Raw genomic sequence first — 25,541 nt, forward strand, 5'->3', positions numbered from 1 at the left:
GGTCAGTGATCCTGAGTAGTGGTGTCGACTGCGGTTAGAAATTCAAGCAGGGTTTGGTTGAAACGGTGTGGCTGGTCCAATGGCGTTGCGTGGCGTGAATCTTCGATCACCACCAACTGCGCATCGGGCAGCAGTTTTACATAGGCTTCTTTCAGTGCCACCGGCGTGTAGTCGCGGTCGGCGCTGACGATCAGGGTTGGACAGGTGACTTTCGCCAGTCGTTCCTGAACTCCCCAACCAACAATGGCATTGAAGCTGGCGAGATAAGCACGTTTGTCGTTTTTTGCCCAGCGCTCGGCCATTTTATGCCGCAGCTCGGCCTGTTCGGGTTTGGGAAACAGCTTGCCGCCCAGAGCCGTGCCGATGGTGCGCATACTGAGGAGGTGCATCAGGCTCCAGCGCTTGAACCACTGCCAGTAATCATTCGTCGTGCGGACTTTGACCTCGGGGGCGCTGTTGACGATGCACAGGCTTTTAAGCAGCGAGGGTTGGTCCACCGCCAGCTGAAAGCCGATCATCCCGCCCATGGACAACCCGACCAGATGCGCCGGGCCGAGCTTCAGGTGTTCGATCAACGCGACCAGGTCGGCGCTGAAACCGGCAATGCTGTAGCGCTCGTGGGGTTTGTCGGAGCGACCGTGGCCGCGTACATCCGTGACGATCACCCGGTAACGGGTCGAGAGTTCCGGGATCTGTTTTTCCCAGTCCAGCGTGCTCGAGCCCAGCCCGTGAACCAGCAGCAGCGGCGTGCCGTGGCCATATTCCTCGTAGTGCAAGGTGCAACCTTCATGTTCGAAATAGGCCATCGCGCAACTCCTTGTCAGGCTTGTTCCGGGGCCGCGAACGGCGCATCCAGCGGTGCGGTGTCGAAGGTGCGCAGCAACTCGATGAGAATCTGCGTCGCCGGGCCCAAGGGTTTGTCCTTGTTCGAATACAGATAGAAGCTCGGGTTTCGACTGCCGCCCTGATCCAACGGTAGCAGTTTGAGCGTACCTTCCTTCAGTTCCCGCTCAATCATGTGCCGGGGCAACCAGGCGAAGCCCAGGCCGCTGCTGACAAAGGTTGCGGCGGTGGCGAGGCTGCCGACGGTCCAGCGCTGTTCAGCGCCGAGCCAGCCGACATCGCGCGGTTGCTGCCGACCGGAGTCGCGGATCACCACTTGCATCTGGGTTTCCAGATCCTGGAAATTCAGTTCGCGGTTCAGACGATGCAGCGGGTGTTCGGGGTGGGCCACGGCCACAAACTCTACGTCGCTCAATTCCGCGCCCAGGTAACCGGGAATGCTGAGACCGGTGATGGCCAGGTCGGCTACGCCTTCGAGCAAGACTTCCTCGACTCCGGACAATACTTCTTCACGCAGACGCACCCGGCAGCCGCGGCTTTGCGGCATGAACGCGGTCAAGGCGCGGACGAGGCGGGCGCTCGGGTAAGCGGCGTCGACCACCAGCCGCACTTCCGCCTCCCAGCCTTGCTCCATATGGTGCGCCAGATCTTCTAGCTGACTGGCCTGTTTGACCAGTTGTCGCGAGCGGCGCAGCAGCACGCCGCCGGCTTCGGTCAGCACTGCCTTACGGCCGTCGATGCGCAACAGCGGCACACCGAGCTGGTCCTGCATGCGTGCGACGGTATAGCTGACGGAGGACTGCGAACGGTGCAGCACTTCGGCGGCCTGGGCGAAACCACCGTGGTCGACCACGGCCTGTAGTGTTCGCCATTGATCAAGGGTCACGCGGGGCGCTTTCATGATGAGCTCCTCTTGTCCTAAGCTGGCAGCTTCCATTGGAGGCTGCCGAATGAAAAAAATCTGTTGTGTGGTGCTGGCGATGTTGCCGCTGACCGCGTTTGCCTACCCCATTGATGTACAAAAACAACTCAACGGCCTGAAAATCGACTACACCACCCATGACACCGCTCGCGACATGGGCGCCATTACGCTGAACAACTCCAGCGGTAAAGCCGTCGAATGCACGGTGGCATTTCGCAATGGCCCGGAATTACCGCGTACTCGCCGCGTGAGCCTGGAGGCAGGCAAAAGCGCCGACCTCTCGGCCAGGTTCAACCGTGAAATCATCAAGCTGTACATCACCCTGACCTGCAAACCCAAATAGGGTCGTTGCACCAGCGGGGCAGATACGCTCCGCTTATAAACGAATTTATTGATGGTTTATAGCAGTTATTTGTGCTTTTTCATCGATACAACACTGTTTAATCTCCACTCCATCGACTTACAGCATTCACCGATGGAGGCTACATCCCATGTCCCGCGTTCTGATCATCGAAAGCAGTGCCCGCCAGCAAGACTCGGTATCGCGTCAGCTGACCCAAACCTTCATCAGTCAATGGAAAGCCGCACACCCGGCCGACCAGATCACCGTTCGTGACCTGGCGACCCATCCGGTTCCACACCTGGATGCCAACCTGCTGGGCGGCTGGATGAAACCTGCCGAGCAACGCAACGAAACCGAACAGTCGTCGCTGGAGCGCTCCAACCAGTTGACCGACGAATTGCTGGCTGCCGACGTCTTGGTCATGGCCGCACCGATGTACAACTTCGCAATCCCCAGCACCCTCAAAGCCTGGCTCGACCACGTGCTGCGTGCCGGTGTGACCTTCAAGTACACCGAAACCGGCCCGCAAGGTCTGCTCAGCGGCAAGCGTGCTTATGTGTTGACCGCTCGCGGTGGCATCTACGCCGGTAGCACCTCCGATCACCAGGAACCGTACCTGCGTCAGGTCATGGCGTTCATCGGCATCCACGACGTCACCTTTATTCACGCCGAAGGCATGAACCTGGGCGGTGACTTCCACGAAAAAGGTCTGAACCAGGCCAACGCCAAGCTTGCCCAGGTCGCCTGAGCCGTTAATCGCCAGATAATCACCTGATGGTTAAGTAGCTCCCGCACCTCCTTCAAGCCGGTTCGCGCATCGAACCTCCCTTTGCACTTGTTGCTCATGAGTGCTCTAGCCCGATTGAACGCTTTAGCGAGATCGGGCTTTTTTTTGCCTGCGATTTTGTGTAGTGGCTGACTGTTCGCGATAACCGGCAAAACCCGCTATCGTCGCCGCCATTCGAAACGAGGCGAGCATGGGCTATCTACTTTTTGTCACGCTGATCCAGGCGTTTTCCTTCAGTTTGATCGGTGAATACCTGGCCGGTCATGTCGACAGCTATTTCGCGGTGCTGGTGCGGGTGTTGCTGGCCGGGCTGGTGTTCATCCCGCTGACCCGCTGGCGCTCGGTGGAACCGGCGTTCATGCGCGGCATGCTGTTGATCGGCGCGCTGCAGTTCGGCGTGACCTACGTCTGTCTGTACCTGAGCTTCCGCGTACTGACCGTGCCGGAAGTCCTGCTGTTCACCATTCTCACGCCATTGCATGTGACGCTGATTGAAGACGCGCTGAACCGACGCTTCAACCCGTGGGCGCTGATTGCCGCACTGGTGGCGGTCGCAGGCGCGGCGGTGATTCGCTACGACCGGATCAACCCGGACTTCTTCATGGGGTTCCTGCTGCTGCAACTGGCCAACTTCACCTACGCCGCAGGCCAGGTGCTGTACAAACATCTGGTGGCGCGCCATCCGAGCGACCTGCCGCATTATCGGCGCTTCGGTTACTTTTACCTCGGCGCGCTGGCCGTGGCCCTGCCGGCGTTTCTGCTGTTCGGCAAACAGAACTTCCTGCCGGAAGCACCCTTGCAGTGGGGCGTGCTGGTGTTCCTCGGACTGGTGTCCACCGCGTTGGGCCTGTACTGGTGGAACAAAGGGGCGTGTCTGGTCAATGGCGGGACACTGGCAGTGATGAACAACCTGCACGTGCCGGTGGGGCTGCTGATCAACTTGCTGATCTGGAATCAGCATGAAGCGCTGGGGCGGTTGTTCCTGGGCGGCTCGGTGATACTGGCGGCGGTGTGGATTAGTCGGTTGGGTATAAGATCCATTGAGGTCCGCTCTTCGTAGGCGCAAGGCTTGCCCGCGATGCAGGCACCGCGGTCTGTCAAATACACCGCGTTATCGTTCATCGCGAGCAAGCTTTGCTCCTACAACGGCATAGGCAATTACATCGAGCGTTTTTCTGGCTCGGGGATGTGGCTGGCGCCGAGTACTGCCGGGAGTAATCCGGCCCTGAGATCCCCGCCGCTCGGTTGCTGATACAGGCTCAAGCCAAACTCCGGCAGCACCGCCAGCAGATAATCGAAGATATCGCCCTGGATCCGCTCGTAGTCGGCCCACGCCGTGGTGCGGGTGAAGCAATAGATTTCCAGTGGCACGCCCTGAGCAGTGGTTTGCATCTGGCGGACCATGCAGGTCATGTTCGGTTGAATTTCCGGATGGCTCTTCAAATACGCCAACGCATAAGCGCGAAAGGTTCCAATGTTGGTCATCCGTCGACGGTTGGCCGACATCGCCGCGACGTTGCCTTGGGCCTCGTTCCAGCTCTTGAGCTCGGCCTGCTTGCGGCTGATGTAATCGGTGAGCAAGCGCACCTGGGTCAACTTCTGTTCTTCATCGTCATGGATGAAGCGCACGCCACTGGCGTCGATGAACAGGCTGCGCTTGATCCGTCGGCCGCCTGACTGCTGCATGCCGCGCCAGTTCTTGAACGACTCGGACATCAAGCGCCAGGTCGGGATCGAGACGATGGTCTTGTCGAAATTCTGTACTTTGACCGTGTGCAGGGTGATATCCACCACGTCACCGTCGGCGCCCACTTGTGGCATTTCGATCCAGTCGCCAACCCGTAGCATGTCATTGCTGGTCAGCTGCACGCTGGCGACGAACGACAGCAGGGTGTCCTTGTAGACCAACAGAATCACCGCCGACATGGCGCCCAGACCCGACAGCAGCAACAGCGGCGAACGGTCGATCAGGGTCGCGACGATGATGATCGCGCCAAACACGAACAGCACCATTTTCGCCAACTGCACGTAGCCTTTGATCGAGCGCGTGCGGGCATGTTCGGTGCGTGCGTAGATGTCCAGCATGGCGTTGAGCAGGGCGCTCAGGGCCAGCACCAAGAACAGAATGGTGAAGGACAGGGCAACGTTGCCGAGGAAGTTTTGAATGGTTTTGCTCAGTTCCGGCACCAGGTTCAAACCGAACTGGATCACCAGCGACGGGGTCATTTGCGCCAGGCGATGGAACACCTTGTTCTGGAACAAATCGTTGAACCACTGCATCGCCGGTTGCCGGCCAAGCAATTTGACGGCGTGCAGCACCACATAACGCGCCACTCGTCCGAGCAGCAAGGCGATCACCAACAACACCATCAGCGCCAGGCTGGAATGCAGAAGCGGGTGCTGGTCGAGAGCGCCCCAAAGGTCTTGGGTATTGAGCCAGAGCTGTTTGAGATCCATGGGTTAAAACGATTCTTCTGTGGGACGAGAGGGGGTGATTAGAGCATTTAAGACGCATCGAGTTACGTTCAGGGACAAATCCGCTAACAAAATCGCCATTGTTTGCGTCCGATTGCATAAAGAAACTCGGCCTTCGCGCTCGAAACCGTTACCCTATGCAGCTGATTTTTTGTATTTCTTCGAGGTAGCACCCGTGTTTTCCCAATTCGCCCTGCACGAACGCCTGCTCAAAGCCGTGGCCGAGCTTAAATTTGTCGAGCCAACGCCAGTGCAAGCAGCGGCTATCCCGCTCGCGCTCCAAGGGCGTGACCTGCGGGTGACTGCGCAAACCGGTAGCGGCAAAACCGCTGCATTCGTATTGCCGATCCTCAACCGTTTGATCGGCCCGGCCAAAGTCCGCGTCAGCATCAAAACCCTGATCCTGCTGCCGACCCGCGAGCTGGCCCAGCAGACCATCAAGGAAGTTGAGCGCTTCGCACAGTTCACGTTCATCAAGTCCGGCCTGATCACCGGCGGTGAAGACTTCAAGGTCCAGGCCGCCATGTTGCGCAAGGTGCCGGACATCCTGATCGGTACTCCGGGCCGGATGATCGAGCAACTGAACGCCGGCAACCTCGACTTGAAAGAAGTTGAAGTGCTGGTGCTCGACGAAGCCGACCGCATGCTCGACATGGGTTTTGCCGAAGACGTACAGCGTCTGGTCGACGAGTGCACCAACCGTCAGCAGACCATGCTGTTCTCCGCCACCACCGGCGGTTCGGGCCTGCGCGAGATGATCGCCAAGGTCCTGAACAACCCTGAGCACTTGCAGCTCAATGCCGTCAGCCAGTTGAACGACACCACCCGTCAGCAAATCATCACCGCTGACCACAACCAGCACAAAGAACAGATTGTTAACTGGTTGCTGGCCAACGAGACCTACCAGAAGGCCATCGTCTTCACCAACACCCGAGCCATGGCCGACCGTATCTACGGCCGTCTGGTGGCGCAGGAGTACAAGGCGTTCGTCTTGCACGGTGAGAAAGACCAGAAGGATCGCAAACTGGCGATCGACCGTCTGAAGCAGGGCGGGGTCAAGATCCTCGTCGCCACCGACGTTGCCGCTCGCGGCCTCGACGTGGAAGGCCTGGACCTGGTGATCAACTTCGACATGCCGCGCAGCGGCGACGAATACGTTCACCGTATCGGTCGTACCGGGCGTGCCGGCAACGATGGCCTGGCCATCTCGCTGATCTGCCATGGCGACTGGAACCTGATGTCGAGCATCGAGCGCTACCTCAAGCAGAGCTTCGAGCGCCGCACCATCAAGGAAGTCAAAGGCACCTACGGCGGACCGAAAAAGGTCAAGGCCTCGGGCAAAGCCGTTGGCGTGAAGAAGAAAAAGGTCGACGCCAAAGGCGACAAGAAAAAGACCGGCGCCAAGGCCCCGACGAAACGCAAGATCGCCAACCGCCCGAAGACCGACGCCCTGTCGCTGGTCAGCAAGGACGGCATGGCGCCGCTCAAGCGCCGCAAGCCAGAAGCGCCAGCCGCTGAATAACGCGCCTTGGCGATCCCACAAAAAACCCGGACAGTGTCCGGGTTTTTTCATTTTTGGCCTATAGCGATCTTGAGGTCGAACCTGAGTCAGCGCCATCAGGAGTCATGTATGAGCCAGTCAAGCACATACTGTGCTTGTTGACGTCAAGAGGATGCCAACTTAACATCGCGCCGCCATATGGATATCACTTGTCGTTTCGAGGGATCGAACATGTACCTGCACACCCTCGGAAAGAGGTCGTGTGCGGCTTTGCCGTGTCTATTGCTGTGTTTCACCAGCGTAAACCTTGCCCATGCCGCACCCACCCCCGGTGATCAAGATCTGATCCGCGATCGCCAGGATCGCCTGCTCGAAGAGCAGCGCCAACGTCTCGAAGAACTTAAGGAACTGCCCGGCAAAGCGGCCAAGCCGACGGCCCCGACAGCGCCTGCCGATACCCGCTGTTTCCCGATCAAAGACATCGAACTCAAAGGTGCTGACAGCCTTTCGGCCCGTGAGCGCGAGCGTTTGCTCAAGCCTTACATCGACCAGTGCCTGGGCGTCACTCAGCTCAACGAGTTGCTGAAAGTCATCACCGATGACTACCTCGAGAAAGGTCTGGTCACCAGTCGCGCTTACTTGCCGCAGCAGGACTTGTCTGCCGGTCATTTGAAGGTGCTGGTGGTCGAGGGCAAGCTCGAAGGCTTGAAGGGCGCAGATGGCAGCAAGCTGTCAGACCGTGAGTTGGCCATGGCTTTTCCTGGCAAGACCGGTGACCTGGTCAACCTGCGCGAGATTGAGCAACTAGTCGATCAGTTGAACCGTTTGCCCTCCAATCAGGCTCAGATGGAATTGGCACCGGGCAAGGAGGTGGGCGGCAGCGAAGTGCTGGTCAAGAACACCCCGCAAAAGCCCTGGCGCGCCGGCTTGTCGCGCACTAACGAAGGCCAGCGCAGCACTGGCGAACAGCGGTGGGGCACGACCTTTGACTGGGACAGCCCGCTAGGGCTGGCGGACCAGCTGATGTTGCGCGGTGGTCATGATGCGGTGAGCGATCATAACCACACATCGAGCAGCGCCATGCTCGATTACAACCTGCCGTGGGGCTGGTGGAGCTTCAACTACAGCTACAGCCAGAGCGATTACCGCTCGCAGATTGCCGCCAATGGCTACAACTTCAAACAGACTGGCGACAGCAAGACTCACCAGTTCAAGGCCGAGCGAGTGATCTATCGCGATGCCGTCAGCAAGACGTCCTTGAGTGCCGGCGTGTCTCACTCGCGTAACAACAACTTCATCGAAGACAGCAAGCTGGCCCAGAGCAGCAACCATCTGAGCGAAGCACAGTTCGGGATCAACCACGGACGGCGTGTCGGCTCGGCCTTCGTCAACCTCGACCTTGGCATGCAGAAAGGTATCGGCGCCTTCGATGCCCAGAGCAACGGTCATCCGGGCCCGGGCGAGCCGGATGCGCGGTACCGCAAATACACAGGCACCCTGAGCTACTTGCAGCCGTTCAAACTCTGGGGCGAGTCATTGAGCTTCAGCAGCCTGATGACTGGCCAGCGTAGCGAGGACGTGCTGTTCAGCCCGCAACGCACCAGCCTGGGCGGGTTGTCGTCGATCCGTGGTTACAAGGACCAGTCGTTGTCCGGTGACAGTGGTGGCTACTGGCGCAACGACCTGCGTTGGAGTCGTCCGGTGAATTGGGCGTGGCTGCGCCCGGTGTTCGCCGAGTATGGCACTAGCCTGGGTTACGACCAGGGCGTGATCAGTCATGACCGCTACAACGGCGAGCAACATGGGCGGATGTCCAGCAACTCGATCGAGCTGTTTGCCAAAGGGCAGCATGTGTCTGCCAGCGTGACCTTCGCCCATTCTCTGGAACGCCCGGATGCGTTGACCGAGCGCGAAGCCCCGATCTATTTCCGCGTGGATTTCTTCCTCTAACTTTCCGCTTTGTCGAGACCTGAATATGGACGTTCGCCAACTGGCCTTTCTGGCCGGCCAGCCTTCTGCTGCCGTGATTCCCCGTGAACGTTTCATGGGCATGCCTAAGCGCGGCCTGGCGTTCCTGCTGGCCAACGTCATGTTCTGGCAACCGATGTGGGCGCAGGCGGACGGCATAGTGGTCAGCGCGCCGGGTACGACGCTGGACCGTGCGGGTAATGGCGTGCCGATCGTCAACATCGCCGCGCCCAACGGCAGCGGTCTGTCGCACAACCAGTTCCGCGACTACAACGTCGATACCAACGGGGTCATTCTCAACAACGCCACGGCCCGAACGCAGGCCACGCAACTGGGGGGATTATCCTAGGCAACCCGAATCTACAGGGCGTTTCCGCACAAACCATCCTCAACGAAGTCAACGGCGGCAGCCCCAGCCGGTTGAGCGGTTACACCGAAGTGGCGGGGCAGTCGGCGCGGGTGATCGTCGCCAACCCCTATGGCATCAGCTGCAATGGCTGCGGGTTTATCAACACCCCACGGGTGACCTTGACCACCGGTAAGCCGGTGCTCGACAACGGTCGACTGGACCGCTTTCAGGTCGATCAGGGCAGCGTCTCCATCGACGGCACCGGGATCAACGCCACCAACGTCGACCGTTTCGAAATCATCACCCGCAGCGCGAAGATCAATGCGCAGATCCAGGCGAATAACCTGACCATCGTTGCCGGTCGCAACGACGTCAACGCCGACACTCTCAATGCCACGGCGCGGGCCAACGACGGCAGCTCGCAACCGGCACTGGCTATCGACTCTTCGGCGCTCGGCGGCATGTACGCCGGGGCTATCAAACTGGTCGGCACCGAAGCCGGTGTCGGGGTCAAACTCGACGGCAAACTGATCGCCAGCGGTGGCGACATCCAGCTCGATGCCAACGGCCACCTGAGCCTGGCCGACACCTCGGCGGCCAATGGCGCGGTGAACATCAAAGCCAGCAGCCTCGACGCCCGTGCTCCGGTCTACGCCGGCACCGCCCTCAACGTGCAAACCCAGGGTGATCTGAGCAACCAGCAATCCCTCGCCGCCCGCGACCGCATCAATTTGAGTGCTGGCGGCCAACTGACCAACAACGGCGTTATCGAAGCCGGGGTCAACGCCGACAGCAGCCGCAACGCCAGCGGTGATGTCAGCCTTGGCGCACAGAACCTCGCCAACAGCGGCCACAGCGTGGTCGCCAGTCGCAACCTGACGGTCAACGCCGCGCAAACCCTGAACAATCAGGGCGGTACCTTGAGTGGGCAGCAAAACACCACGGTCAGTGCCGCGACGCTGGACAACCAGAACAAGGGCCGGGTGCTCAGCGCTGATCGTCTGAACCTGGCCGCCTCTCTAGCTCTCAATGGTCAGGGCGGTTTGATCAACAGCAGCGGTGCCCTCACGGCCAAGGTCGGCCATCTGGTCAACCATGAAGGCCTGCTCAGTGCCAACGGTACGCTCAACCTGACGGCGGACATCGCAGACAACGACGCCGGAACCCTCTCCAGCAAAGGCGACCTCACCGCCGACATCCACACCCTGAACCAGCAAGGTGGAGTGCTGGTCAGCCAAGGCAACCTGAGCCTGACCGGCCACAGCTTCGACAACCGCAACGCCGGTCTGGTCGGTGGGGTAAAGGGTACGACCCTCACGTTCGACAGCATCGATAACCGCGGTGGCGAACTTTCTAGCACCCAGGGCGTGACGCTCACCAGTCAGCATCTGAACAACAGTGACAGCGGCAAAGTCCTGGCCGGTACCGACCTGAAACTGACGGTGGCTGATCTGCTTAACCAGACCGGCGGCCAACTGGTCGGCAAGGTCGGCACCACTACCATCAGCGGCACCCGCCTGGACAACAGCGGCGGCATTCTGAGGGCTCAGTCTGCCTTGGTCATCACCCTCGACAACGCCCTGACCAACCAGCTCAAGGGCCTGATCAGCAGCGAAGGGACTCTGAGCGTTCACGCCGGTAGTCTGGATAACTCGGGTGGCAGCCTGTCGAGCGCCGGCCAACTGAGTCTCACCAGCAGCGGTGCGCTCATCAACCAGGGGGGGCGCCTGGTCACCGACAGTGGCCTCGACCTGCGCAGCGCCAGCCTCGATAACCGCCAAAAGGGCACGATCAGTGGCCAGTCGGCGGTGCTGATCAACACCGGTCATTTCGACAACAGCCACGGCGGGTTCCTGAGCAGCGGCGATAGCCTGAACCTGACCACCGCGCAACTGACCAACCAGGATGGCGGCCGCATTGGCGCGGCCAAGGCCCTGACCGCCAGCGTTACCGGCCTGGATCAGCAGGGCGGCGAACTGAAAGGCGAAACCGCGCTGACCCTGGACCTCAATCACGGCCAACTGAACAACCAGGGCGGCATGATCAACGCCCCGATTCTGGTGCTGAGCAACCTCAAGGGTGTGAACAACCAGGGCGGCGAAATCTCCAGCGCCCAGGCCCTGACCATCGCCGCCGAAAGCCTGGATAACGGCAACGGCAAATTGCTGAGCAACCAGGCCCTGACCCTGCGCATCGAGCAGGCCTTGAGCAGCATCAAAGGGATGATCGCCGCGGCCGCGGTCGACGTTCATACCGGTAGCCTGGATAACTCGGGCGGCACCCTGACCAGCCGTGCCAAATTGGGCCTGACCATCGACGGCCAGCTCACCAATCAGAACCAGGGGCTGATCAACGCCACCACCGCGTTGACCATCAACAGCGCCGGGCTGAACAACCAGAGCGGCAGTCTGCAGGGCAGTGCGATTGCCATCGACTTCGGCAGTGCGACCGGTGACCTGAACAACGCTGCCGGCCATATCGTCACCGCCGGCAACCTGAGCATCGATCACCTGCGCGACCTGAATAACCAGGGCGGCGAACTCAGCAGCGTCCAGAGCATCAACCTGACGGCTCGCACCCTGGACAACAGCAATGCCGGCAAGCTGATCAGCAACACTCTGCTGAACCTGACCGCCGGCAGCCTGATCAACCAGAACGGCGGCCTGTTCTCCGGCTGGCAGGGGCTGAGCCTCAATGGCAGCAGCCTCGACAACCGCAACAACGGCACCGTTTCCAGCCGTAGCGGCAACGTCGATGTGACCATCGGCGGTGCACTGCTCAATAGCGGCGCCGGTGCGCTGGTCAGCCAGAATGTCCTGACCGTCAACGCGGGGAGCCTCGACAACAGCAACCAAGGCGCCCTCTCCAGCGTGGGTGGGCAATCCATTACCGTCAGCGGTCTGCTGAACAACGCTCAGGGGGGGGTGATCGGCAGTGGCGCGGCCCTGACCTTGAACGCCATGACCCTCGGCAACACCGGCGGCACCGTCAACGCTCAACAAACGTTGAGTTTTACCGGCAGCCAGATCAACAACCAGGGCGGCGAACTGTCCAGCCAGGGCCAGATGATCCTGCTCACCGGCGGCCTGGATAACAGCAACCACGGCACCGTCGGGGCCACCGACAGCCTTAAGCTCACGGCGACGGGGGCGGTACAAAACACGGCCGGCGGCCTGATCGCCAGCCGAAATGCGGATCTGCAACTCACCGCGGCCAGCCTCGGTAACGCCAGGGGCTCGCTGCAAGGCAAGGGTGCGGTCAACCTCGACGTCGCCGGCGATATCGACAACCAGAGCGGCAAGATCATCGCCCAGGACGGCGACCTGACCCTCAAGGCGGCCAACACCGACAGCCGTGGCGGCGTGCTATCCAGCGTCAAGGGCGCCCTTGAGGCGCGGGTCGGTATCCTGAAAAACGGCTACGACCTGACCAACAACCGTCAGGGCGGCACACTTCAGGCCCAGCGCCTCAACCTGCAAGCCTGGGGCGGGATCGACAACTATGGTGGTCGCATTGCGGCGCAAAACGGCGACGCCGTCATCGCTACGGGCGCGGGCAACTTTGACAACCGCAATGGCGGCCTCTATGCCAAAGGCCAGGTCAATGTCACCGGCAACAACTTCGACAACAGCGGCGACAACGACGGCCAGATCGCCGGCAACCAGATCACCCTGAACCTCAATGGCGCACTGAACAATCGCCTGGGCATCATCGAGAGCGACAGCACCCTGGCGATCAAAGCCGCCAGCCTCGACAACCAGACCGGCCAGCTGCGTGCCCTGGGCACCAGCGGCAAAACCAACTTCCAGATCGGTGGCCTGTTCGACAACCGCAACGGTACTCTGGAAAGCGCCAACACCGACCTGACCCTCGGCGCCGGTAGCTTTCTCAATACCGGCGGCAGCCTGCTGCACGTCGGCACCGGCACCTTCGACATCTCCACCGCGAACGTCATGGGGGCCGGTGGCACCCTGGTCACCCGAGGTGGCCTGACCCTCAATGCCGACACCTGGACCAACAGCAGCGTCATCCAGGCCGGGCGCCTGAACGTCAACGTCAACAGCCTCACCCAAACCGCCAGCGGCCAACTGTTGGCCACCGACAGTTTCATCGGTAGCGGTGTCAACTGGTTCAACGAAGGGTTGATTGCCAGTGACGGCAGCCTGAACTTGGGCCTGGGCGGTGCTTACTGGGGCGCTGGTCGTCTCAGCAGCCAAGGGGCCCTTGGCCTGAGCGCCGCGCAAGTGAACCTCAATAGCGTGACTTCCAGCATCGCTGGCGGTAGCGACACCAGGCTCAATGTCAGCGGCCAACTGGATAATGCCGGTCGGCTGACTTCCGGCGCCGGGATGACGGTCATGGCGGGTGGGGTGAGGAACTTCGGGACATTGGGAACCGGAGGGGACCTGACGCTCACGACCGGCGCATTGTCCAACAACGGCGGTTTGATTTTCAGCGGCGGCAATATGTCGTTGCGCGTTGCGGACCTCAACAACACCAATGCCAACGTCTACAGCCTGGGCAACCTGAGCATCGACCGTGATGGGCAGGGAGGCCTGGCCAACAGCATCGTCAACAGCTCCGCCACGCTCCAGAGCGATGGCAGCATGAGCCTGGCGGCGAGCACGATTCAGAATGTTCGGACTGTGTTGAATGTTGACAATAAGGGCATCTACACCGCCTCCATTACTAACACCGACTGCACGATCATGCCCAAAGCCGACTGCGACGGGGGCAAGGAGCACTACGCCTGGAAAATCCTCCAGCGGGAAAAGCTCGAGGCCAGCGGCAGCAGCGCATCCAGCATTGCAGCCGGCAACAACTTATCCATCAGTGGCGGGCAATTGCTCAACCAGAGCAGTAGTATCTCCTCTGGCGGTAATTTGAGCGCCACGCTGAGCAGTCTGACCAACAGCGGACTTGAGACGGGAGAGACCGAAACTTCTCGGATTTACCGCTCCGAGCGCACCAGAGATCCGGACGGTTGGTTCAATGCTGCCAGGGCTTTTACCAACCAGTATTGGTATCAAAGCAGCGGTTACACGGGCGACATCAGCGGTCTGAATGCTGCGATGGCTAGTTTCATTGGCAGTACCGAAACCGAGTTGCCTGCACTGCGTCAAGTCACCAAGCTGGCTTCCGGTGATCAAAGTTTCGCGGCGATTATCCAGGCCGCCGGCGCCATCAACATCAATGCGCAAAACACAATAGACAACAGCGTCATACGGCCAGGCTATACCTATATTGGCAGCGGTGCTCGAACCGACACCGGCGCTGCCGCCAGCCCGTACTCGACCCGTATCACCCTGAACCAACAGCTGCCACCGAACCTCGCTCAGCAACAGGTCAACCCCTTGGCGCTCCCGGGCTTTAGCCTGCCGAGTGGCCAGAACGGTCTATTCCGTCTGAGCAGCCAAGGCAGCAGCACCGTGGCCAACACCGCGCCGCAGAGCTGGACCATGGGCGGCGCGAACCTGGGCACCGCCCAGCGCCAGCTGGCGCCGGGAGACCTTTCGCCGAGCAGCCTCACCGTGGCAGCGGCGGACCGTTCCCTGGTCACCCAGCCTATCAGCGTCGCGCGGGTGCAGGGCCTGCCCGACACCTCGGGCAAATCCAACCCAAACAAATACCTGATCGAAACCAACCCGGTGCTCACCGACCTCAAGCAATTCATGAGCTCGGATTACCTGTTGGCGAACCTCGGTTTCGACCCGGACAAAAGCGCCAAGCGTCTGGGCGATGGCCTCTACGAGCAAAAGCTGATTCAACAAGCCGTAGTCGCCCGTACCGGCCAGCGCTTCATTGACGGCCAGACCTCGGACGCAGCACTGTTCAAGTACCTGATGAACAACGCCGTCACCAGCAAGCAGCAACTCAACCTGTCACTGGGCGTGAGCCTGACCTCCGAGCAGGTCGCGGCCCTGACCCACGACATCGTCTGGATGGAAAATGCCACGGTCAATGGCGAGCAAGTGTTGGTGCCGGTGCTGTACCTGGCCAACGCCAACAACCGGTTGGCCGCCAACGGCGCGCTGATCCAGGGCAGCGACGTGACGCTGATCGCCGGCAAGGACCTGAACAACGCCGGCACCCTGCGCGCCAGCAGCAACCTCTCGGCTGCCGCCGGCAACGACCTGGTCAACAGCGGCCTGGTGGAAGCCGGTAATCGTCTGGACCTGTTGGCGGGCAACAACCTCGTCAACAAGGCCGGCGGCATCATCGCCGGGCGTGACGTCAGCCTGACCGCAATCAAGGGCGATGTGATCAACGAACGCACGGTCACCACCCATGAAAGCGCCAGCGACTCCCGCAGCGAGCAACGGAGTTTCGTCGACAGCGCGGCCCGCATCGAAGCGGCCAACAACCTGACCATCAACGCCGGGCGCGATTTCAACAACACCGGCGGCGTACTGAAAAGCGGCGCCGACACCACGATCAGCGCCGGTCGCGATGTCAACATCGCCTCCGCCGAGCAGATCGACAGCAACGAGGCCGGCCCCAACCACCGCAATCAAACCATCACCCAGTACGGCTCCAGCGTTGACGTTGGCCGTGATCTGAAAGTCGACGCCGGGCGTGACCTCACGGCTATCGCCAGCCAGATCGACGCCAAGCGCGACATCGCCATGGCTGCCACCGAAAACCTGACCCTGGCCTCGGCCGCGAACGAGCAGCACTCGTACAGCAAAACCAAGGAAGTGAAGAGCCAGGAAGACCATGTTCACCAGGTGTCCACCAGCCTCACCGCCGGCGGCAATGTTGCGCTGAACGCGGGCAAGGACATGACGCTGATTTCCAGCCGCATCAGCGCTGGCGACGAAGCGTACCTGGTGGCGGGCGACAAGCTTGAACTGCTGGCCGCACAAGACAGCGACTACTCGCTGTACGACATGAAGAAAAAAGGCAGTTGGGGCAGCAAGGAAACCCAGCGCGATGAAGTGACCAAGGTCACTAATGTGGGCAGTGAAATCAAGACCGGCGGGGACCTGACACTGGCCAGCGGTGGGGATCAAAAGTATCAGGTGGCCAAGCTTGAAAGCGGTAAGGACATCACGCTGCAAAGCGGTGGGGCCATCACCTTTGAAGGGGTGAAGGATCTGCATGATGAAAGCCATACCAAGAGCGATAACAATGCTTTCTGGACCTCATCGAAAGGCAAGGGCAATACAGACGAAACGTTGCGTCAGAGCAGCCTGATTGCCGCTGGCAATCTCACGATCAAAGCTGTTGATGGTCTGAAGATCGACATCAAACACATCGACCAGAAGAGCGTCAGCCAGACCATCGATGCGATGGTCCAGGCGGACCCTCAGCTTGCATGGTTGAAGCAAGCTGAAGCGCGTGGTGATGTGGACTGGAGGCAGGTCAAGGAGATTCATGAGTCGTTCAAGTACAGCAACTCAGGATTGGGGCCCGCTTCGCAGTTGATCATTGCGATTGCATTGGCGGCAGTCATGGGGCCGATGATGGCCGGCATGAATTCAATGTTGCAGGCTGCGTCTCTCAGTGTCGCAACCAAGGCAACTGTCAGCACTATTAACAACCGAGGTAATCTTGGGAAGGTCGTCAAAGACGTTACTTCTAAAGACAGTATCAAAGGCTATGTCGTAAGCGCCGCAACGGCGGGTGTCGCTAAGGGGCTCAATTACAGTCCGGGCAGTGTTGGTTTTGATGTCAAGAGCCTGCAAACCGTTGCAATGAAAGTAGCGGCTGATGCGGTGATCAAAACGGCAGTTTATGGCGGCAGCTTCAAGGACAATCTTGCCAGCTCGGCTGCTGGTACGGCTGCAAGTATCGGTGGTGCTGTGGGAGCCGGGAAAATTGGAGACCTGGGCCTGGCAGAGGGGGACTTAACGAAAATTGCCTTGCATGCCGGTCTCGGTGGTTTGCTAGCTGAAGCGATGGGTGGTGATTTCCGTACCGGAGCAATCGCTGGTGGCGCCAACGAAGTGTTGGTCGGATTGCTGGGGGACAAACTCTTACCCTCAAATCTTGTTCCGGGCTCCCCGGAGTACAACCGGGCTCAAGCCAACCTAATGGCTCTCTCGCAAGTAGTGGGTGTGCTTGGAGCGGCGGCTTCGGGTGGGGATAGTGACATCGCTGCTGCAGTGGCGGCGAATGCAACCCAGTACAACTTCTTGGGCTATCACTCCCAAGCAGAGCGAGACAGAGCCCTCAAGGAGTATGAGGAAACCAAGAGCTTGGACGCCGCGAAAAAGATGATGGTGCTCCAAGGCGCGGACCAACGTAGTGATGGGCTGTTGGAGCGTTTTCATGCCGATCCTGCGTCCCTATCTTCCTCAGAAAAAACCGAGTTGGCCGCCTACCTTCAGGTGTATGGCTATGAGCAAAGCCTCAAGTACGGGGAAGAGGCTGCTCGGACCAGCATCGACAACTTGCTTAAGAACGGGCCCGTTCCTTATCGGGATTACCCGTTTGCGGGCGGTACTACGCAGGAGCGAATTGCTTACGCCGATGGCTTGAGAGCTCAGGATGGTGTGTCGGTTGCCAATATCTTTTGGTCCAGAGACCAGAGCGCTAGCGAAATGTTATATCGCGATGCCCAAGGTTACCTGCGCATCAATCGCGAAATGCAGGCGATGAGTGACGTGGGGTCACCAGCTCTCTATTTTCTGACCGGTAACCTCGGCACTACGATTCGGGTCGCCGCTGCGGCGAATGGTGGGCTTCAGGCTGGCCACGGTGCGGGCCAAGTCTATGACGGTGATACATGGAATGGCATCGGCAATCTTGTGATAGGACTCATGAATGTTGCGAGCCTTGGGATTCCAAAGATCGGCTCCTTGGGAAGGGGCAGTGCTAGCATCGGTGCAAAAGAAGTAAGTGTTGCAAAAGGACCTGCGACCGATTTACTGTCTGGTGAAACAAAAGTAGTAGGTGATGGGGCACCAGCGGCTAATGATGCGAGCTTTACAGGTGCAAAAGCAACAGGAGCGGCGTTAGAGAGCGAGGCGACGGGCTTCTTTGGTCAGCAAAGAAAGTATTGGTCTCAAGAGCCAATACAATTTAATGGTAATAAAGTTTATCAGAGGAATGACTTGGTTGATCCGAGTAGGGTGGATAGCCAAACTGGTCTGACAAATTTGGATCTCATGAAAAATGGATTGGCTCCATATGGGCCTGATGGCAAGAAGGTCAATCTGCATCATATGTTGCAAACCCAGGACGGTCCAATTGCTGAGGTTACGCAAAGCTTTCACCAACAAAATAGTGGTGCTATTCATATAAATTCGGGTTCTGATATTCCTTCTGGAATCAACAGATCACAGTTTGAAAAGTGGAAAAAAGACTATTGGAGAAGCCGAGCAAATAATTTTTGAATTATGAATTTTAGTATTGGAGGTTATTATGGATATTGACATAAGAGATGTTGTCGCAGAGCTGAAAAGCGTTCGTATGTCTCTTCCAAATGCACAGCGACTTCCTGATGATGCCTTAATTATTGCTTATGAGCGTGAACTCGGTATCTCATTTTCGGATGAGTATAAGTTTTTTGCCAAGGAGGCAAGTGATAGTATTTTTAATGGTAAGGATGCGCTTCGATTAACCGTGGACAGAAATAGCCCGAGAGAGCTTCTGAACGTTGTTGCGGAGGCTCGAGAGCAAGGTGTTCCAACGTCGTGGCTCCCCATTTGCGAGGATAATGGGAACTACTATTGTCTTCTTGAGGATGGCTCTGTCAGTTACTGGGCGCATGATGGGCGCTCCAATGAAACTTGGCCCAGTCTCGCTAGTTGGATAAAACACGCATGGATAGATGGTGAGTAGCCTTTATAGGAACATTACTAACACCGGCCTTGCGCCGGTGTTTTTTGCACCCTATCTGCACCCTTTTTGCCGCCTTCCTGCACCCATCCTGTAGCCTTCTTGTACTCAAGCTGTATCCTTTTTGCAGTTCTTTTGTCTCCTTTTTGTCTACCAACCTGACGACCTACGGTCTACCTGCTCAATACGCCCTTTTTCAGCATGCGAAAAGGGGATAAACCGAAAAGGGGACAGATTTATTTATTGATAGCAGAGCTTCGAGTGCCACACCATCAAGGAAGTCAAAGGCACCTACGGCGGACCGAAAAAGGTCAAGGCCTCGGGCAAAGCCGTTGGCGTGAAGAAGAAAAAAGTCGACGCCAAAGGCGACAAGAAAAAGACCGGCGCCAAGGCCCCGACCAAACGCAAGATCGCCAACCGCCCGAAGACCGACGCCCTGTCGCTGGTCAGCAAGGACGGCATGGCGCCGCTCAAGCGCCGCAAGCCGCAAGCACCGGCCGCTGAATAACGCGCCTTGGCGATCCCATAAAAAACCCGGACAGTGTCCGGGTTTTTTATGTTCGATGTACGCCGGGTTCAACGCAAACTGGCGACGGTTCCACCTGCTACTTTGCCCTGACTCTCGAGTTCACCCAGTGCGTGCAGCAATTGCAGGCGCAGGGCTTTGGGTGTCGTGTAGTCGGACGTCTTGTGGCGTGTCTCACACCATCGATTGATTTCAGCCAACCAGTCGCCGTTATCGGTGTCGGCCTGACTCAAACCGCGCATCCAGTAATTGAGTTGTTCCCAGCTTGCCTTGATGCTGACCAGTGCTCGGCGATGCTCATGACTGAGCGTTCGTGAGCCGGACTCGAGCAGATCCGAGACCGGACCATCAACCGCGGTACTGGATTGTTTTCTCAACAGGTCAACTGCAACACGGAACACACGAGGCGAGGGGTCGCCCAGTGCGCGGATCAGTGCAGGCAACGAAGCTTCGCCACACACTTGTTCGAATGTCTCCAAAGCCTGCGCACGAACTCGTGGTGCGGAATATTCGACGGCTGACTCGAGCATCTCTCTGGCCTGCGGTTCGTTCAGCTCCCGAACCAACCCGATCAGGCCAATCCATTCACGTTGGGTAGTCGGTAACGGCGCTTGCAGGTGTTGCAGCAGCACCTCTCGACTGTCGAGTTGCCACTTCGACGACGCCCAACGTGCAAGGGAACGCACCGAGGTCGAAGTGTCGAACAATGCTCTTTTCAAAACGCAGTGAATCTGGTCCGGGGTGTTCGCCAGATTCAGCCAAGCGCGCAGCGCATTCACCCGAAGGTTTGCGGCGTGACTGCTCAATGCTCCGAGCAATAGAGCCTGTACCTGTGCGTCGGGCAACTGCAGGCTTGCCTGTAATGCCAGGCGTTGGACCGATGGGTCCTGATGGTTCAGGGCTATTTCCAGCATGTGGGCGAGGTCATGCGCAAACGCCTTTTCTAATACCTCCAGCAGTAGGCGTGCTGGTTTACCATGCGTTGCCTTAAACGCTTCAAGGGTGGTATCTCGCACCGAAGGCGTCGCCAAAATACGAATGACGTTTGTCAGCGTTGATTGGTGATCGATACGGTTTTTCTGGGCCAGGGAGATGAATGAGTCCAGTACCTGAATCAGCATTACTGCATGTTGTGGATCGAGAAAGCGCTGCACATGATCGCTGGCCAGTGTACGAATCTGCGGCACGTAGTCATTCAAGCTGTCGATCAACGCTGCCAGTGCATAGCGGCCCTCAATCTGCATGAGCCGGCGCACGGCCGCCTCGCGGACGAATCCATTACGATGACGACTCAGAGCGCACCAATCGCCAGTGCTCCGAGCCGTGCTGAGCACAGCCATCGCTTGGTCACGGCGAATCTCTTCGTCTGTGCGCAGGTCCTCATTGCGCACCTCTCTTGGAAGCGGAGTCTCGTCGCGTAGCGCAATGGTGGAAGTAGTATGAGCGGCGCGATTAAAAATGCGTTTGAGCCATCCCTGGAAGGCGTTCATGGTTTGTCCTTGTGGCCGGAGGCTGTCGGACAGGACTCGCAGCGTGTATGTATTGGGTGAGGCAAGGATATCGTTACGAGGGGATGATGGCTATATGGTATCATCAATTGGGTCGCGCAAAGACCGATCAGGGCGTTTGTCGCCGTAAACAAATCAGTCCCTTCTGTGTTTGTAAAATCTCGCTCTTAAACTAACGTGAAACTCCTCAAGGACGAATCGACATGCGTGTGTTGGCTTTACTGTTGGCGATCTTATTTTTGTCGGGCTGCGCCTCGAAACCTGCTTACTACATCTCCCCCACGCCAGTTCAGATCCCGGCGACCGCTACCTACTGGATCGACAACTTCGACCTTGAACTGGTCGGCAAGAATGAGCGGTTTATGCCGCAAGACGCGTTGCGCGAGCAGCTCAGCGTTGAGCTGATCAATCAATTGTCGAGCGCTAATCGCTATGCGACGAGCAAGGAAAGTGCCGATTACCTGTTGGATGTGAACACCGTCTACAAGCGTCGGATCGGTAACTCCAATGGTGGATTGGTGTCGGTCATCGTCGACGACAATACGATCCTCGCCAGTGTTGATTTCAGTTATCAGGTCAAGGTCAAAAAGGCCGGTACCGAAGTGTTGCATTTCTCCCAAACTCGCGAGGGGCTGCAGCCTGCCGGTGCATTTGGTCAGCTTCGCAATATGAAGACGATGGTGGCGGCGCTGACTCACAAAGATAATGCTGATGTGGAGCCTTTCTATATTCGTACCTTGCCGACATTTATCGTGTCCGACATCAGGGATATTCCTTCGCGCTAGTTGCTGAGCGAGAAAAGAGCGTTATTTATCGAAAAAGGGGGGCAGGTTTATTTAATGACAAACAATTTTGGTCGTTGAGATTAAAACTGTCTCCTTTTGGTCAGGTTTTTTTGTGTTTTTTTCAGATGGTGGAGAGTTTGATGCGTAATACTGAATCCGAAGCATTGAAGTCGTTATACGATTTGGCCAGTCCGGGCAAACGCTTGGCTGGATATTTTATTGATCTGTCTATTGTGTTTGTTCTGATATTTTTGAAAGGATTGATTGGTTATATGCTCATGGCGAGTAGCTCCTACGGCGTCGCGCTTTTTTACAGCGTGATAAGTAATATTCTGCTGGTGTTTGCGATCAGCTATTTTCTATTTTGTGATGCTCTACCGAACGGTCAGAGTGTGGGTAAACGGTTGTTGAAGATGTCCGTAGTAGGGTTTCCTGTGAATAAGAAGTGCACGATTTTTCAGTCGCTTTTACGAAATGTTCCGAAAGCGATGTTTAGTATTTTAGACGCAGTCTTTGTGTTTTTCGGGTTTAGGCGACGTCTTGGCGATATGCTTGCCATGACCATGGTGGTCAATGTCAAATAAATTGATTTATGTATGGCTGTTATGAGAGAAGGTCCGGATTTGTTTATGGATAGCCGATTTTTGTTGTCGTCAATGAATCTGTCCCCTTTCTGTTTTTTCTAAGATTAAAACGAGCACCTTGTTCCCAGAGGGGTGGAGTGATTCTCAGGCAATTAGCGCAATTAGATCAGCGGGGGGTACTAAGCCAATCGCAACCCGAGTGTCAGATGGTGCATCGCTTTATCAGTCAACAGTGAATGGCATCAAGGTTGAGGTGGTTAAAGTTGGCGATGTAGTGACCGCCGGGTATCCATGTGGCAAGGGTTGCTTAACAGTGCAGCAATTTCTGGGGCAGTAAAATGTATAACGAATTTGATAAATGTATAAGTTTGTTTTCAGTTGAAATGGAAGCGCCTGACTATTGGCATGACGTTGGAGTCATTCATGCTTCATCTTTACTTGAAGAGTTTACTGGTGACGACTGGTCAAAGATATTGGGTGCTGTAGTTGACAAAAGTGATGCCTGGCTTGTACGCCTTTGCGAGGCTATAGGTGGATTTCCTAGTGATGATGCTTTGTTGGTACTTTTGAAAGTGATTGGCAGTAACAATAGAGAAGTGTTTTTTGCTGCTTTAGAGTCAATTAGATCAATGGTTTTCGTAGGTACAGATGTCTCAAAGTACCTCCGGGAAATTGAGTTGGCTGTTGTGAGTGGTAAGGAGATCGCTGATTAAGAGCGAAAAGGGGACAGATTTATTTATGGACCGAAAAGGGGACAGATTTATTTATGGATGATCGGGTTTTGTCGTTGTAAATAAATCTGTGGCGCGCTCAACCGGTCAACGCAACGTACACTTTCCGCTCGTTGATTGGGGCATGGTAAGAAATGGCACGCAGTGGTACACATGGGTTTTCTGCTGAACAAAAATCAGAGCTTTGGCGGTTGTGGCGCAGGGGCGAAACCCTCAGCAAAATAGCGCTGGCCATTCAAAAACCAGCAGGCACTGTCCATACATTACTGGCTCGCAATGGGGGAATTTCCCCGCGAATCAGGCACCGCTCTCGGCTTGCTTTAACGCTGGGCGAGCGCGAAGAAATCTCCAGGGGAATGGCGATCGGTCATTCCATTCGCCACATCGCAGCCCAATTAAACCGCTCGCCCTCAACGGTCAGTCGTGAAGTATCGAGAAACCAAGGACGAGGTCTTTACCGCGCAACGGACGCAGATGCGCAAGCCTGGACACGCGGACTTCGCCCCAAACCGTATCGATTGAATCAGTCCCCTGAACTGTGCGAAGTGGTATCGAGTAAGCTGAAGCTCTACTGGTCACCCGAGCAGATCTCGGGTTGGCTCAAACGCGAATATCCCGACGCTCCCGCCATGCAGATTTCCCATGAAACGCTCTATCGAAGCCTGTTTATTCAAGCACGAGGTGTCTTGAAGAAGGAATTGGTTGCCGTACTTCGCTCCAGACGCATGATGCGCCGCGCAAAAACTGCTACGAGCAAGGGGCAACCCAGAGGTCATATCATTGATGCCGTTTCGATATCCGAACGCCCTGCTGAGGTGGCTGACAGGGCCATACCAGGGCACTGGGAAGGAGACCTGATAACCGGCTCTAAAAACAGCCACATTGCCACGCTGGTAGAGCGCACCACTCGATTTTTGGTTCTTGTCCGGGTAGAGGGGAAAGATACCAAGAGTGTTGTGGATGGCCTGATACGCGAGGTCCAACAACTTCCAGAACAGCTCTGGCGCTCCTTAACTTGGGATCGAGGCACAGAGCTTGCCCAGCACAAACGATTTACGCTGGACACAAACATCAACGTGTTTTTTTGCGATCCGCGCAGTCCTTGGCAGCGTGGTACGAATGAAAACACCAACGGTTTATTGCGCCAGTACTTTCGCAACGGCACCGATTTGAGTGGGTATTCTCAATCCGATCTCAATGCCGTTGCATTACAGATGAATCAACGACCACGCAAAACCTTGGATTTCGAAACACCGGCTGATAGGTTGCAACGTCTTGTTGCGCCGACCGGTTGAGCGCACCGTCCCCTTTTTTTCTTGATGCAAACGAAGTCCGCGCAGGACAAGGGCTATCTGGTCTTGGCTACGATGTTACGCACCAGACCACCGCATCAGCTAAGGGTATTCAAGGGCAACGTACTGCGGATTTACATCTTGATGGAATTGGATCTGTCGATGTGTATACGCCGCAGAACCCAGCTCCCAGCAACATAGTTAGGGCGATAGAGAAGAAAGCGAATCAAGCTGGAGGAGTTCTAGTGCAGGCGGACTTGCCTAGCGCCGATATGTCTTCCATCGCTGCTCGTATGTGGGGAAAAACTAACGCACAGAATATAAAGACTATATTCTTCCAAGGTTCTGATGGGGCAGTTTTCCGATTTGATCGGCCTTCTGGAGGGGGCTAACAGTGCCAAAGTATTCTTGTGTATGCGGTTACGTTATGAACCTTTCCCAAGGGTGGTCAGACTATGAGCTGACTCTAATTCCTGAGTCGGCGATAGAGAGGTTGGGGGAAAAATTGGATAATGGAGATGAGCTTTCTTCTGATCAGCTATATGAGGCTCTTGATGAAAGAGCTATCACGGTATATCGATGCCCAAATTGTAGAAGATTGCACTTAGAAGAGGAGCAAAATAAATTCACTACGTATGTAGTTGAGTAAGTGCTCTCTAAAAATCCCCGGCATCTGCCGGGGATTTTCATTTCACTATCTGACTGCCCCCATCCTCTGCTTATGATCGGCCTGATACCTAACGGCCTGTAGTGAAAAGGGGACAGATTCTGAGAAATCCCCGCTTTTTCTTACGACAAATCAAGAACCTAGGAATTGAAGAGACCTGCACGGGGCGGCAGCTTGTATTGCACCACACAAAAACAAGATCCCGATCCCATGCAGGCCATCCGATTTTTACACAGCGCGCTCGCTCAAGCACTTCCCACTGTCCATTCTCGCCGTCTGAAAACGTTGATGTGTTGTGTCAGCGCATTGCTCCGAGGTCGTCGGCTCACTCTGACAGGACTTGGGCGTTTCATGCCGGGCCGTGAAAAGGGGTCACCCATTAGCCGGTCTCGAGTCAAGGCTAAAAGCCAACTTGCCCTGCAGCTCTTGCTGCGGGGTTTCTCCTATCACTAAACCTGACTGGTTGAACCCGTC

The 25,541-nt window shown here is 57.0% G+C and carries 16 protein-coding genes and 4 pseudogenes; 16 read left to right on the top strand and 4 right to left on the bottom strand.

All coding sequences use genetic code 11. The features are described 5' to 3' along the window. Positions 1 to 2: 2 nt before the first annotated feature. Positions 3 to 806: an alpha/beta hydrolase gene (locus AABM55_RS08015; RefSeq protein WP_347929275.1), complete on the bottom strand. Its 804-nt coding sequence runs from the start codon at positions 804 to 806 to the stop codon at positions 3 to 5. 14 nt (positions 807 to 820) lie between these two features. Further along, complete coding sequence (locus tag AABM55_RS08020; protein WP_019648027.1) at positions 821 to 1,744, bottom strand: LysR family transcriptional regulator; 924 nt, start codon at positions 1,742 to 1,744, stop codon at positions 821 to 823. A 49-nt stretch (positions 1,745 to 1,793) separates the two neighbouring features. Here AABM55_RS08020 and AABM55_RS08025 point away from each other — a divergent pair, with 49 nt between their 5' ends. The 3 genes from AABM55_RS08025 to AABM55_RS08035 all read left to right on the top strand — a co-directional run bounded on the left by AABM55_RS08025 (position 1,794) and on the right by AABM55_RS08035 (position 3,955). Next, positions 1,794 to 2,108, top strand: coding sequence for a hypothetical protein (locus AABM55_RS08025; protein ID WP_054596216.1), 315 nt, complete (start codon positions 1,794 to 1,796; stop codon positions 2,106 to 2,108). 148 nt (positions 2,109 to 2,256) lie between these two features. Continuing rightward, entirely contained in the window at positions 2,257 to 2,856 is a 600-nt protein-coding gene (locus AABM55_RS08030) for an FMN-dependent NADH-azoreductase (protein ID WP_054596217.1), read from the top strand. Between the two features lie 229 nt (positions 2,857 to 3,085). After that, positions 3,086 to 3,955: a carboxylate/amino acid/amine transporter gene (locus AABM55_RS08035; protein WP_054596218.1), complete on the top strand. Its 870-nt coding sequence runs from the start codon at positions 3,086 to 3,088 to the stop codon at positions 3,953 to 3,955. Positions 3,956 to 4,053: 98 nt separating this feature from the next. Here AABM55_RS08035 and AABM55_RS08040 read toward each other — a convergent pair whose 3' ends face one another. Continuing rightward, entirely contained in the window at positions 4,054 to 5,352 is a 1,299-nt protein-coding gene (locus AABM55_RS08040) for a mechanosensitive ion channel family protein (protein WP_054596219.1), read from the bottom strand. A 193-nt stretch (positions 5,353 to 5,545) separates the two neighbouring features. On the opposite strand from AABM55_RS08040, the gene AABM55_RS08045 reads away from it, so the two are divergent. The 6 genes and pseudogenes from AABM55_RS08045 to AABM55_RS08070 form a co-directional block, all read left to right on the top strand. Continuing rightward, positions 5,546 to 6,892, top strand: a complete 1,347-nt coding sequence (locus AABM55_RS08045) for a DEAD/DEAH box helicase (protein WP_007934066.1) — start codon at positions 5,546 to 5,548, stop codon at positions 6,890 to 6,892. Positions 6,893 to 7,102: 210 nt separating this feature from the next. Next, entirely contained in the window at positions 7,103 to 8,821 is a 1,719-nt protein-coding gene (locus AABM55_RS08050; RefSeq protein WP_347929276.1) for a ShlB/FhaC/HecB family hemolysin secretion/activation protein, read from the top strand. A gap of 25 nt (positions 8,822 to 8,846) precedes the next feature. After that, a pseudogene (locus AABM55_RS08055) lies at positions 8,847 to 17,335 on the top strand (filamentous hemagglutinin N-terminal domain-containing protein); the annotation flags it as partial. 963 nt (positions 17,336 to 18,298) lie between these two features. Then, positions 18,299 to 18,529, top strand: a pseudogene (locus tag AABM55_RS08060) (HNH/ENDO VII family nuclease); the annotation flags it as partial. Between the two features lie 28 nt (positions 18,530 to 18,557). Beyond that, positions 18,558 to 18,977: an SMI1/KNR4 family protein gene (locus AABM55_RS08065; protein ID WP_103319803.1), complete on the top strand. Its 420-nt coding sequence runs from the start codon at positions 18,558 to 18,560 to the stop codon at positions 18,975 to 18,977. Positions 18,978 to 19,224: 247 nt separating this feature from the next. Continuing rightward, positions 19,225 to 19,482: pseudogene (locus tag AABM55_RS08070) on the top strand (ATP-dependent helicase); the annotation flags it as partial. Between the two features lie 68 nt (positions 19,483 to 19,550). Here AABM55_RS08070 and AABM55_RS08075 read toward each other — a convergent pair. Further along, positions 19,551 to 20,990 carry a HEAT repeat domain-containing protein gene (locus AABM55_RS08075; protein ID WP_347929277.1) on the bottom strand — a complete coding sequence of 480 codons (1,440 nt, stop codon included), beginning with the start codon at positions 20,988 to 20,990 and terminating at the stop codon, positions 19,551 to 19,553. 221 nt (positions 20,991 to 21,211) lie between these two features. Between AABM55_RS08075 and AABM55_RS08080 the strand changes: the two genes are divergently transcribed. The 7 genes and pseudogenes from AABM55_RS08080 to AABM55_RS08100 all read left to right on the top strand — a co-directional run. Then, positions 21,212 to 21,793 (top strand): hypothetical protein, encoded by a 582-nt coding sequence (locus AABM55_RS08080; RefSeq protein ID WP_347929278.1) that lies wholly within the window; start codon positions 21,212 to 21,214, stop codon positions 21,791 to 21,793. Between the two features lie 140 nt (positions 21,794 to 21,933). Then, positions 21,934 to 22,377 carry an RDD family protein gene (locus AABM55_RS08085; protein ID WP_347929279.1) on the top strand — a complete coding sequence of 148 codons (444 nt, stop codon included), beginning with the start codon at positions 21,934 to 21,936 and terminating at the stop codon, positions 22,375 to 22,377. Between the two features lie 118 nt (positions 22,378 to 22,495). Next, positions 22,496 to 22,714 carry an EndoU domain-containing protein gene (locus tag AABM55_RS29835; RefSeq protein ID WP_367576146.1) on the top strand — a complete coding sequence of 73 codons (219 nt, stop codon included), beginning with the start codon at positions 22,496 to 22,498 and terminating at the stop codon, positions 22,712 to 22,714. A gap of 1 nt (position 22,715) precedes the next feature. Continuing rightward, the gene (locus AABM55_RS08090) at positions 22,716 to 23,090 is read left to right on the top strand and encodes a hypothetical protein (RefSeq protein ID WP_347929280.1); all 375 of its coding nucleotides are present in this window, start codon (positions 22,716 to 22,718) and stop codon (positions 23,088 to 23,090) included. Between the two features lie 152 nt (positions 23,091 to 23,242). After that, positions 23,243 to 24,403: an IS30 family transposase gene (locus AABM55_RS08095; RefSeq protein ID WP_347927255.1), complete on the top strand. Its 1,161-nt coding sequence runs from the start codon at positions 23,243 to 23,245 to the stop codon at positions 24,401 to 24,403. Beyond that, positions 24,400 to 24,792 (top strand): hypothetical protein, encoded by a 393-nt coding sequence (locus AABM55_RS29840; RefSeq protein ID WP_367576147.1) that lies wholly within the window; start codon positions 24,400 to 24,402, stop codon positions 24,790 to 24,792. The genes AABM55_RS08095 and AABM55_RS29840 overlap by 4 nt, the downstream gene beginning before the upstream one ends. Positions 24,793 to 25,277: 485 nt before the next feature. Beyond that, a pseudogene (locus AABM55_RS08100) lies at positions 25,278 to 25,424 on the top strand (IS4 family transposase); the annotation flags it as partial. Positions 25,425 to 25,541: the final 117 nt, after the last annotated feature.

The organism is Pseudomonas helvetica (assembly GCF_039908645.1).
GTDB lineage: Bacteria > Pseudomonadota > Gammaproteobacteria > Pseudomonadales > Pseudomonadaceae > Aquipseudomonas > Aquipseudomonas helvetica.